Genomic DNA, 12,183 nt, shown 5'->3' on the forward strand with positions numbered 1-12,183 from the left:
TGCGCAGTGGTCTTCTCCGCCGTCCCAGCAGCCCAGGGTTTGTACGACCCGGCTGCGGAACAGGATTCCTGCGGTGTCGCCATGGTCGCCGACATCCGCGGCCGTCGTTCCCACGGCATCGTCGCCGACGCGCTGACCGCGCTCGCCAACCTGGAGCACCGCGGTGCCGCCGGTGCCGAGCCGACCAGCGGCGACGGCGCGGGCATTCTCCTCCAGCTGCCGGACGAGTTGCTGCGTGCCGAGGCCGGCGTCGAGCTGCCGGAGCCGGACGAGGCCGGCCGGCACCGCTACGCGGCCGGCATGGCGTTCCTGCCCACCGATGCCGAGCAGCGCGCGCGAGTGGTCGAGCTGGTGGCGCGGGTCGCCGCCGAGGAGAACATGCGCGTGCTGGGCTGGCGCGACGTGCCGGTCACCCCGGAGCGGGCCGGCGTCGGCACCACCGCCCAGCAGTGCATGCCGCACTTCGCGATCCTGCTGGTCGCCGGGCACGGCGACGAGGCGGGCGTCGAGCTGGACCGGCTGGCGTTCTGCCTGCGCAAGCGCGCCGAGCAGGTGGCCGAGCAGGACGGGCTGGAGCTCTACTTCCCGTCGCTGTCCAGCCGCACCCTGGTCTACAAGGGCATGCTGACCACCGGGCAGCTGCCCGCCTTCTTCCCGGACCTCAATGACGAGCGGCTGGTCAGCGCGATCGCGCTGGTGCACAGCCGGTTCTCGACGAACACCTTCCCGTCGTGGCCGCTGGCGCACCCGTTCCGCTACGTCGCGCACAACGGCGAGATCAACACGATCCGCGGCAACCGCAACCGGATGCGGGCCCGCGAGGCGCTGCTGGACTCCGACCTGATCCCCGGCGACCTGTCCCGGCTGTACCCGATCTGCGCCGGCGACGGCTCGGACTCCGCCTCCTTCGACGAGGTGCTGGAGCTGCTGCACCTGGGCGGCCGCAGCCTGCCGCACGCGGTGCTGATGATGGTGCCGGAGGCGTGGGAGAACCACGCCGAGATGGACCCGAAGCGCAAGGCGTTCTACCAGTTCCACGCCAGCCTGATGGAGCCGTGGGACGGCCCGGCGTGCGTCACCTTCACCGACGGCACGCTGGTCGGCGCGGTGCTGGACCGCAACGGCCTGCGCCCGGCCCGCTGGTGGCAGACCGCCGACGACAGGGTGGTGCTGGCCAGCGAGACCGGCGTGCTCAGCCTCAAGCCCGAAGAGGTGGTGGCCAAGGGCCGCCTGCAGCCGGGCCGGATGTTCCTGATCGACACCGCGCAGGGCCGCATCGTCGACGACGAGGAGATCAAGGCCGACCTCGCCGGGGAGCACGCCTACGACGAGTGGTTGCACTCCGGGCTGCTCAACCTCGACGGGCTGCCGGACCGCGAGCACGTGGTGCACACCCACGAGTCGGTGGTGCGCCGCCAGCTGTCCTTCGGCTACACCGAAGAGGAGCTCAGCCTGCTGCTGGCGCCGATGGCCACCGGCGCCGGGGAGCCGCTGGGCTCGATGGGCTCGGACACCCCGCCGGCGCCGCTGTCGCAGCGCTCCCGGATGCTCTACGACTACTTCGTGCAGCAGTTCGCGCAGGTCACGAACCCGCCGCTGGACGCGATCCGGGAAGAGATCGTCACCTCGGTGGCACGCGTGATGGGCCCGGAGCAGAACCTGCTGACCGCGTCGGCCGCGTCCTGCCGGCACATCGTGCTGCCCAACCCGGTGATCGACAACGACGAGCTGGCCAAGCTCATCCACGTCAACGACGACGGTGACCTCCCCGGCTTCGCCTCCGCCGTGCTCTCCGGTCTGTACGAAGTGGACGGTGGCGGCGAGGCGCTGGCCGAGGCCATCGAGCGGATCCGCGAGGAGGCGTCCGAGGCGATCGCCGCCGGGGCGCGCGTGCTGGTGCTCTCCGACCGCGACTCCGACCACAAGATGGCGCCGATCCCGTCGCTGATGCTGGTCTCGGCGGTCCACCAGCACCTGGTGCGGACCAAGGAGCGGCTGCGCGTCGCGCTGGTGGTGGAGAGCGGTGACGCCCGCGAGGTGCACCACGTCGCCACGCTGCTCGGGTACGGCGCCGCGGCGGTCAACCCGTACCTCGCGTTCGAGACCATCGAGGACATGATCGCCACCGGTCAGATCACCGGCATGCGGGCGAAGGTGGCGATCCGCAACTACGTGCAGGCGCTGGTCAAGGGCGTGCTGAAGGTGATGTCGAAGATGGGCATCTCCACCGTCGGCGCCTACACCGCGGCGCAGGTCTTCGAGGCGGTCGGCCTGTCCGGGCAGGTCGTCGGCGACTACTTCGAGGGCACCACCTCGAAGCTCGGCGGCGTCGGGCTGGACGTGCTGGCCGAGGAGGTCGCGCAGCGGCACCGCCGCGCCTACCCGGACAACCCGACCGAGCGGGTGCACCGCAAGCTCGAGATCGGCGGCGACTACGCGTACCGGCGCGAGGGCGAGCTGCACCTGTTCACGCCGGAGACGGTGTTCCTGCTGCAGCACTCCACCAAGACCGGCGAGTACGACGTGTTCCGCAAGTACACGGCGGAATGCGACCGGTTGTCGGCCGAGGGCGGCACGCTGCGCGGGCTGTTCAAGCTGGACAGCGGCCGGGCGCCGATCGACATCGACGAGGTCGAGCCGATCTCGGAGATCATGAAGCGGTTCTCCACCGGCGCCATGAGCTACGGCGCGATCTCCGCGGAGGCGCACGAGACGCTGGCGATCGCGATGAACCGGATCGGCGGCAAGTCCAACTCCGGTGAGGGCGGCGAGGACGTCGACCGGCTCTACGACCCGGAGCGCCGTTCCGCGGTCAAGCAGGTCGCCAGCGGCCGGTTCGGCGTGACCAGCGAATACCTGGTCAACGCCACCGACATCCAGATCAAGATGGCGCAGGGCGCGAAGCCCGGCGAGGGCGGGCAGCTGCCCGCCCACAAGGTGTACCCGTGGATCGCGAAGACCCGGCACTCCACGCCGGGCGTGGGGCTGATCTCGCCGCCGCCGCACCACGACATCTACTCGATCGAGGACCTGGCGCAGCTGATCCACGATCTGAAGAACGCCAACGAGCACGCCCGGGTCCACGTCAAGCTGGTGTCCGAGATCGGCGTCGGCACGGTCGCCGCGGGCGTCTCCAAGGCGCACGCCGACGTGGTGCTGATCTCCGGCCACGACGGCGGCACCGGCGCCGCGCCGCTGACGTCGCTGAAGCACGCCGGCACGCCGTGGGAGGTCGGGCTGGCCGAGGCGCAGCAGACGCTGCTGCTCAACGGCCTGCGGGACCGGATCACGGTGCAGGTCGACGGCGGTTTCAAGACCGGTCGCGACGTGGTCGTCGCCGCGCTGCTGGGCGCCGAGGAGTACGGCTTCGCCACCGCGCCGCTGGTGGTCGAGGGCTGCGTGATGATGCGCGTGTGCCACCTCGACACCTGCCCGGTCGGGGTCGCCACCCAGAACCCGGAGCTGCGCAAGCGCTACACCGGCCAGGTCGACCACGTGGTGAACTTCTTCGAGTTCATCGCCCAGGAGGTCCGCGAGTACCTGGCGGAGCTCGGGTTCCGCACCCTGGACGAGGCCATCGGCCAGGTCGCCTCGCTGGGCAAGGACGAGGCGATGGCGCACTGGAAGGCGCGCGGCCTGGACCTGACCCCGGTGTTCGCCGAACCGGAGACGCCGTACTCGTCGGTGCGGCGCCGGGTCCGCGAGCAGGACCACGGGCTGGACCACGCGCTGGACCGCACGCTCATCCAGCTCGCCGAGGCGGCGCTGGAGGATGCGCGCCCGGTGCGGCTGGAGCTGCCGGTGCGCAACGTCAACCGCACGGTCGGCACGCTGCTGGGCGCCGAGGTCAGCCGCCGCTATGGCGGCGAGGGCCTGCCCGCGGACACCATCCACGTGGAGCTGGAGGGTTCGGCCGGGCAGTCGCTGGGCGCGTTCCTGCCGCCGGGCGTCACGCTGGAAATGGTCGGCGACGCCAACGACTACGTCGGCAAGGGCCTCTCCGGCGGGCGGATCGTCGTGCACCCGCACCCGGATTCGGCGTTCGCCGCCGAGGACCAGGTGATCGCGGGCAACGTGATCGGCTACGGCGCGACCAGCGGCGAGATCTTCTTGCGCGGCAAGGTCGGCGAGCGGTTCTGCGTGCGCAACTCGGGTGCGATCGCCGTCGCCGAGGGCGCCGGTGACCACGCCTTCGAGTACATGACCGGCGGTCGCGCGGTGGTGCTCGGCGGCACCGGTCGCAACGTCGGCGCCGGGATGTCCGGCGGCATCGCCTACGTGCTCGACCTGGATCCGGTGCGGGTTAACACCGCGATGGTGGACCTGCAGCGGCCCAGCGCCAAGGAACTGAAGTGGCTGCACGAGATCGTGCAGCGGCACCACGAACTGACGGGTTCGGCGGTGGCGGCCTCGCTGCTCGGCGACTGGCCGCGGCGCTCGGCAGCGTTCACCAAGGTGATGCCGCGCGACTACCAGCGTGTCCTGGATGCCATGCGGATGGCCAAGATCGAGGGCCGGGACGTGGACGAGGCGATCATGGAGGCTTCCCGTGGCTGACCCGAGGGGATTTCTGAAGTACACGCGGGCCAACGCCCCCAAGCGCCCCGTAGACGAGCGGCTGGGCGACTGGCAGGAGGTCTACGCCGCGCTGTCCACAGAGGACCAGAAGGCGCAGGTCTCGACGCAGGCGGCGCGGTGCATGGACTGCGGCATCCCGTTCTGCCACTCGGGTTCGGCCGGCTGCCCGCTGGGCAACCTGATCCCGGAGTGGAACAACATGGTGCGCCGCGGTCAGTGGCAGGACGCCGCCGAGCGGCTGCACGCCACCAACAACTTCCCGGAGTTCACCGGCAAGTTGTGCCCCGCGCCGTGCGAGGCGGGCTGCGTGTTGGCGATCTCGCCGGAGGCCGGCGGCGCGGTGGCCATCAAGCGGGTCGAGGAGACCATCGCCGAGGTCAGCTGGGCGAACGACTACGTCACGGCCCAGGTGACGGAGTCCCACACCGGCAAGCGGGTGGCCGTGGTCGGCTCCGGGCCTGGCGGGCTGGCGGCCGCGCAGCAGCTGACGCGCGCGGGGCACGAGGTGACCGTGTACGAGCGCGACGACCGCATCGGCGGCCTGCTGCGCTACGGCATCCCCGAGTTCAAGATGGAGAAGTCCGTCCTGGACCGGCGGCTGGCGCAGATGCGCGCCGAGGGCACCAGGTTCATCACCGGCTGCGAGGTCGGCGTCGACCTGACCGTCGAGGAACTGCGCGCCGGTTACGACGCCGTGGTGCTCGCGGTGGGCGCGCTGCGCGGCCGCGACGACACCACGATCCCGGGGCGGGAGCTCAAGGGCGTGCACCTGGCAATGGAGCACCTGGTGCCGGCGAACAAGGAGTGCGAGGGCGACGGCCCGACGCCGATCTCGGCGCAGGGCAAGCACGTCATCGTCCTCGGCGGCGGCGACACGGGCGCGGACTGCTACGGCACCGCGACCCGGCAGGGCGCGCTTTCGGTGACGCAGCTGGACAACTACCCGCAGCCGCCGACGACCCGCGACGACGACCGGTCGCCGTGGCCGACCTGGCCGTACATCTTGCGCACCTACCCGGCGCACGAGGAGGCCGGTGAGCGGAAGTTCGCGGTGGCGATCGAGTCGTTCGTCGGCGACGACGAGGGCAACGTGCGCGCCGTACGGCTGCGCGAGGTGAAGGTGCAGCGCGACGAGAACGGCCGCCGGCAGGTCGTGCCGGTGTCCGACGAGGTCCAGGAGCTGCCCTGCGACCTGGCGCTGCTGGCCATCGGCTTCGACGGCGTCGAGCAAATGCCGCTGCTGGACGGCTTGGGCATCTCGCTGACCAAGCGCGGCACCATCGGCTGCGGCTCGAACTGGGAGACCACCGCGCCGGGCGTGTTCGTCTGCGGTGACGCGCACCGCGGCGCGTCCCTGGTGGTGTGGGCGATCGCGGAGGGCCGCTCGGTGGCCAACGCGGTCGACGCCCACCTCACCGGCGCCTCCCAGCTGCCGTCCCCGGTACACCCCACGGCCCTGCCCCTTGCGGTGGCCTGACCCGGTGATCTTTTCCGGGTGAGGGGCACCCGTGACCAAGTTACTTGGGCACGGGTGCCCCTCACCTCAAACCGATCGGGCGATCAGGTCCCGGTTGGCGTCGACCGCGCCGTCGCTGTGCGCGATTCGAAGGCGCCCGAGGGTGGGCACATCGTGGTCAGCCATGCTGCGTGGCGGGCGTTCTTACGCGATTTGCGCTGACCGGCGGCGGTCGCTGGACCCGTGAGTCTTTTGGGCTGCCCTGGCGACCCGAAAGACTCACGGCATCTCCGGTCCAAAGGTTCCCTTCCCCATCACTTTTTCCTGCGGCGGCGGGGTTTTACCGTGGAGACGGAGCGGATTCGGTCCAGGCGGAACTGGCGATCGTCCTCGCGCAGGTGGCAGAAGGCGTCCAGATAGACCTCGTCGGCGTCGTCCGGCGTGATGACACGAGTCGTGGAACGGCCGTTCTGGTCCCGGTACTCGATCTCCACGTCGGTGCCGGCTTCCAGCGCTTCCACGAGGAGCTCAAGCTCGGTTCCCGACAGCCTGGTCCGCTCGGCGAGGAAGTGGGCCAGGTCATCGAACGGATCCGTCGTTTCGTCGAGTGAGTCCGGCGGCATGATCCGGATGTCGATCAAGGGATCGCCGGGCAGTGCAACGCCGGACGGAGCCTCGTCCGGTAGGGCCAGCAGGTCTTCGGCGAGGGCGCGGAGTTCGGCTTCCAACAGTGGTTTCGGCGCGGCCAGAAAGTAAGGCTCGTCCACGAGCAGCGGTGGGCGGTCAACAACGGTGCGTTCGACCGCGACAGTGCCGTCGGTCTGCTGCTGCACTGGGGCGTATCCCGCCTTCCGCAGCGCAGCCAGGGTCTCCTTCGCCGGTTTGCTCGACGCGAGCACGGTTGGTGCCAAGGCGTGCAGCGACAGCTCGCTCAGCGAGCGGTTTCGGCTGAGTTCCAACAGGAGCGCTTCCTCGCCGAGCACGCAGCAGCGCACGTTTCGGACCTGGAGTTGGCCGAATCGCCGCCCGACATCCTTGATCAGGTATTCCAGTGGTTGCGGCAGGCTAGCGCGGGCTATTGCGGTGAGCTTGCCGAGCAGGTCCTCGGCGGTGTGGCCCTGATCCATCGCGCGTCGGACGGATTCTGGGCTGAACCGCCAGGTCGACGCGGTATCGCGGCCCTCGGGGTCGGCCATCAGGTTCAGCGTGGCAGCGAGTCGGCCGCTGGGCGTGCCAGCCACCACCGCAGTCAGATCCGCCTGCAGGAGTGCGGTTTCCTGTGCGCTGGGCAGAAGCTGCGTGGCGGCCGACAGGAGGGCTTCCTCGTCGTCCACGCAACGGCCCAATGCGGATAGCGCCCCGTAGGCGATCGCGCCGACGGCTTCGGCCTCGGCCCAGTTGACCTGGATGGGATCGACCAGGCAGTCCGCGCAGCAGTAGCGCACCGGTCGCTTCCAGGCCAGCCTTTCGCCGATCAGGTTCGGCTCACCCAATGCAGAACCGGTTTCCCAGCGGGAAAGCTCCGCCAGCAGGTCCTTGCGGAACGCTCGGTCGAACGCGTCGGGTCGCGGGAGCAGCGCCGGATCGGGCTTGTCCACAACCTTGCTGAACATGGCGGCTGCAGGCTGCTGCCACCAGGCGCGCGCCAGCTGAACGTAGCGTTGTGCGGGTGTTGCCTGCTGCCAGTCATCGGCGAGGTTGGACGCAACGACGCAGCCCGCTCTATCGATGCTGAGCAGCTCGGCTGCGGCGGCGGTCGCCAACCAGAGCCGAACCTCGTGCTGGTCGGTCCGCAGGGCCTTGGCGACCTGCTTGAGCACCCGGAGGCCGACTCCGCCGTTCTGCAGCTGCGCCAGCGGGTTGGCGGCGCAGTGTTCGAGCAGTCGAGCCACCCCGTCGGCGAACCCGATCGCGGCCAATGCCGCCGCCTTGTCGATCTCGGTGGAGTCGATCAGGGGGGTCGGCGGCGTCTGGGGCTCGGGCCGAAGCACCGGTTTGTCAGTGGACTCGCGCAGCGCAAGGCCGATCTCGCGGGGCATTTCGAACGGCCCGCCGTAGCTGGTGAACTGGCTCCGACTGATCAGGAAACCCCGGTCGATCAGCCAACGCACGTCCGGGCTCTGCGGCGACGGGCCGCCGAGGGTGTAACCGAGTGTCGAGTCATCGTGGGCCAACTGCATGGCGAGCTCAACGGTCGGGCCGGGTGCTTTCGCGAGCTCGGCTGACACCTTCGCCTGATCCAGCATGAACTCTTCGATCCGCTGTATCGTGTCGGCCTTCCGCTTGGCGGGCGCCAATCCGAGGGCTTCGGAGATCCCACGAGCGGTATTGCTCACATGTGGCTGGAGGAGTTTCGCGACCGGGCGGCCCAGCCCCGCAGTGCGGGCGTCGCGCAGCGGTATGGCAAGCCGGAACACTCCCGGCGAATCCGGTCGAATGAGGGCTCGTTCCTGCAGCACCCGCAGCGCGCGATCGAGTTCGGGGTCGTCGCCGAGCATCTGCTCGATCGCGTCACGGGTACAGCCGTCCCCGAGAATGCAGAGCGCTTCGAGCACTGCACTACATCCGGTGTCGAGCTGGTCCAACGCGTGTTGCAGCGCGCCGGGGGAGTCGAGCACGGTCGCCAAGTGGGGTAGCGAGCGGGCTCCCCATGACTCGGGCCGATCCCTCAGCAGCGCAGCGAGGCCGTCGCGGCCCAGACCGCGAAGCCACTGGATGAGAACGGAATCCACCCGGCGGAGTGTTCCATCTGCGGGGTCGGTGCCGGACAGCTGGTACCTGCCGCGCAGCACCGGCGGGAGTGCGGCCGCGTCCGGCCCCGCCTGGCATCACGCATCGCCAGGACAACCTGCTACCCGCTACCTGCTCGAAGAGACGCCGCCTACGGCGTGTTCGGCGGAATCTGGTGGGAGCGGGTCCGGTAACGGCTGCGGAATTCGGCCAGCAGCTCCTCGGTCGCCTCGGCCCCGGCGCTCACGGCGGCGTGGACGTCGCGGAAGTAGTTCTCGTAGCCGGCGGGGGTGTAGAGGCACAGGGCGCGTGCGGGGACCAGGCCCGCGTTGCGGAAGCCGTGCGGGGTGCCGCGGGTGGCGGCGAGCAGATGTCCGGAGCCGGCCGTCACCTCGCCGTCTCCGGTGTGGAGCGTCAAATCGCCTTCAAGGACGTAGAAGTATTCGTCGTGCCCGTCGTGCACGTGCGGCCTGGCTCCGATGATGCCGGGAGCGAGGCTGAACTCCTCGAAGGCGAAGTGCCCGCCCGTGTGCTCGCTGGTGAGGCGGAAGAAGTGCGCGACACCGGCGACGTCGATGAGTTCACCGTCCTGGGGACGGCGCAGCAGTGGACGGGCGGGAGCCTGATGATCGGTCATGGGGGCATTGTGGCCCGGGTGGCTGATGTTTTTGATGATCTTGGCGGAATGCCTTGCGCCGACTTGCTCGGCGGCAGGCGCCCTTCGCGCCTCACTTGTTCCTGCGGCCGTTCATGTTGGCCGGGGAGACGGAGCGGCGGCTGTGGCGGGCGGGCCCGTAGCGTTGTTCGGAGCACGCTCGCTTCGGCTCGGCGAGCCCTTCCGGACCGAGGGTTCGAAGCCACTGGACGAGACCGAACACCATCCGGTCAGCGTTCATCCGAGGGACGCGTTCGTGTTGGCGGACACCACTGACTCACATGCCGCGCAGGACCGCCGGGAGCTCGTCCGGGTGGACCACGCCGAGGCGTTGCGTCGCCCGCGTCAGCGCCACGTAGAGGTCGTTCAGGCCGCGTTCCGACTCCGCCACGATCGTCGCCGGGTCGACCACCAGGACCGAGTCGAACTCCAGGCCCTTGGCCTGGTCGACCGTCAGCAGCACGGCGGGTGCTTCCAGGTCGTCGGGCCGGGTGCCGATCACCGCTTCCGGCAGGGCTTCCGCCAGCCGCGGCCCGATTCCGGCCAGCAGCTCCGGCGGCAGCAGCACCGCGAGCCGGCCTTCGCCGATCTCGCGCAGCTCGTCGGTGATCACCGCGGGCAGCTCGGCGCCGAGGTCGGCGGCCGGGATCCGGCGGGTCCACGGCAGGTGACCGCTGGTGCGCACCGAACGCGGCGCCACCAGCTCGGTGTCCATTTCGGACAGCACGTCGGTGGCGACGGCCATGATCTCGGCCGGGGTGCGGTAGTTGACGGTCAGTTCCACCAGCTTCCAGCGGTCCTGGACGTACGGGTGCAGCACGTCGTGCCAGGACCGGGCCCCGGCCAGGGCGCCGGTCTGGGCGACGTCGCCGACCAGCGTCATCGACCGGCTCGGGCAGCGCCGCATCAGCACCCGCCACGCCATCGCCGACAGCTCCTGCGCCTCGTCGACGATGACGTGGCCGAAGGTCCAGGTGCGGTCCTCGGCCGCGCGTTCGGCGGCGGTCAGGTCGCTGGTGGTGCGGAACCGCTCGGCCAGCAGCTCGGCGTCGAGCACGTCGGAGACGCGCAGCCGTTCCTCGTCGGCGAGCTCCTCGTCCTGCTCCATGATGTGCAGAACGCCTTGCGCGTAGGCGAGTTCCTCGCGGTCCTGGCGTTCGCGCTCGGCCCGGGCCTGGGCGTCGTCCTCGCCGAGCAGCTCGGCGAGTTCGTCCAGCAGCGGCACGTCGCCGGGCGTCCACGGCGTGCCCGGCAGGCGCAGCAGCTCGTCGCGCTCGGCGTCGTCGAGGTGCTTCCGAGTGGCGGAGGCCAGCCGATCCGGCGAGCACAGCAGGTCGTCCAGGAGCTCCTGCGGGGTGATCTCCGGCCACAGCTCGTCCAGCGCCTTGCCCACCACCGCGTCGGCGCGCAGTTCGCGGTTGATGTCGTCGAGGTCGCGGCGGTCCAGCAGGTCGCGGCCGAGGCGGTCGGCGACCTGCAGGGTCAGCGCGGAGAACATCTCGTTGCGGAAGATCCGCCGGGCCCGGTTGTGCGGCTTGCGGGAGCGGCGGGCACGGGTGCGCGCCTGCGTCGCGGTGTGCCGGTCGATGCGCAGCGCCTCGCGGTCGAAGGTGAGCTCGGTGTAGTCGGCGGGCACCTGCTGCCGGTCGCGGACCGCGGTGGCGAGCACGTCGACCATGCTCGCGCGGCCCTTGATCTCCGCCGCCCGCGCGGATTCCTCGCCGGTGGCCGTGATTCCCGGATACAAACCGCCCACAGTGGACAGGAGAACGCCGGTTTCGCCCAGCGACGGCAGGACTTGCCCGATGTAGCGCAGGAACGTCGAGTTCGGACCGACGACCAGCACGCCGCGCTTGGACAGCTGCTCGCGGAACGTGTACAGCAGGAAGGCGGCGCGGTGCAACGCGACGGCGGTCTTGCCGGTGCCGGGGCCGCCCTGGACCACCAGCACGCCGTTCATCCCGGCGCGGATGATCCGGTCCTGCTCGCCCTGGATGGTGGCGACGATGTCCTGCATCTGCCCGGTGCGGCGGGCGTCGAGCCGGGCCAGCAGCGTGGCCTCGCCGGCCAGGCCCAGGTCGCTGCCCTGCTCGGCGGCGTCGAGGTCGAGCACCTCGTCCTCGTAGTCCAGCACCTTCCGCCAGCTGGTGCGCAGGTGCCGTCGGCGGCGCACGCCGTCCCGCGCGGCGGCGGTGGCCAGGTAGAACGGCCGGGCCGCCGGGGCCCGCCAGTCCAGCAGCAGCGGCTCGTACTCGTTGTCCTCGTCGAACAGCCCGAGCCGGCCGACGTGGAACGTCTCGCCGCCGTCGAGGTCCAGCCGCCCGAAGCACATCCCGTGCTCCACCGCGCTCAGCTGGGTGAGCTTGTCGGTGTACATCCTGGTGGAGATATCGCGCTCGGTGCGCGCCTGCGGCGGCCCGCCGCTGTCCCGCAGCGTGTCCTTCAGGCGCTGCGTGGTTTCCTGCCGCAGCGCGTCGAGCTTCGCGTACAGCATCGAGAGGTACTGCTGCTCGGCTGCGATCTCCTGCGTGCGGACGGCATCCCGATCGGCTCGGGCGTTGGACAATTCGCCACCTCGTGCTGGGAGGGTAGGGGGGAGAAGCCCGCGTGCGACGCGCAGGCCCGACCCGCCAATATACCTCGCCCGGCGTGCGCGGTCGTGAGTGCGAAAGCCGGTAAGAAACGCGTTTATGAGAAACCAACACGGCGGGAACAAACCCCCGGCGGGGCCGCGCTGGACCGGGCGCGAGGAAGACCACCCCCC

The 12,183-nt window shown here is 70.4% G+C and carries 6 protein-coding genes; 3 read left to right on the forward strand and 3 right to left on the reverse strand.

Annotation, left to right across the window (positions count from 1 at the left end; translation table 11 throughout):
- Positions 1-6: 6 nt before the first annotated feature.
- Genes gltB through AB0I53_RS37040 form a run of 3 tightly spaced genes read left to right on the forward strand, consistent with a single transcriptional unit; the run spans position 7 to position 6,256 of the window.
- Positions 7-4,557, forward strand: coding sequence for a glutamate synthase large subunit (gene gltB / locus AB0I53_RS37030; RefSeq protein ID WP_358613569.1), 4,551 nt, complete (start codon positions 7-9; stop codon positions 4,555-4,557).
- Positions 4,550-6,055 carry a glutamate synthase subunit beta gene (locus AB0I53_RS37035; protein ID WP_358613531.1) on the forward strand — a complete coding sequence of 502 codons (1,506 nt, stop codon included), beginning with the start codon at positions 4,550-4,552 and terminating at the stop codon, positions 6,053-6,055. Before gltB ends, AB0I53_RS37035 begins: the two co-directional genes overlap by 8 nt.
- Positions 6,056-6,109: 54 nt before the next feature.
- Positions 6,110-6,256, forward strand: a complete 147-nt coding sequence (locus AB0I53_RS37040) for a DUF397 domain-containing protein (protein WP_358613533.1) — start codon at positions 6,110-6,112, stop codon at positions 6,254-6,256.
- A 92-nt stretch (positions 6,257-6,348) separates the two neighbouring features.
- On the opposite strand, the gene AB0I53_RS37045 is transcribed toward AB0I53_RS37040, so the two are convergent.
- The 3 genes from AB0I53_RS37045 to AB0I53_RS37055 form a co-directional block, all read right to left on the reverse strand.
- A complete protein-coding gene (locus AB0I53_RS37045; RefSeq protein WP_358613535.1) occupies positions 6,349-8,766 on the reverse strand; it encodes a helicase-associated domain-containing protein in 2,418 nt (805 codons plus the stop codon).
- 149 nt (positions 8,767-8,915) lie between these two features.
- Entirely contained in the window at positions 8,916-9,401 is a 486-nt protein-coding gene (locus tag AB0I53_RS37050; protein WP_358613537.1) for a cupin domain-containing protein, read from the reverse strand.
- Positions 9,402-9,696: 295 nt separating this feature from the next.
- Entirely contained in the window at positions 9,697-11,985 is a 2,289-nt protein-coding gene (locus AB0I53_RS37055) for an AAA family ATPase (protein WP_358613539.1), read from the reverse strand.
- Between the last annotated feature and the right edge of the window lie 198 nt (positions 11,986-12,183).

Source organism: Saccharopolyspora sp. NPDC050389, from assembly GCF_040655595.1.
In the GTDB taxonomy this organism is placed as follows: Bacteria; Actinomycetota; Actinomycetes; order Mycobacteriales; family Pseudonocardiaceae; genus Saccharopolyspora.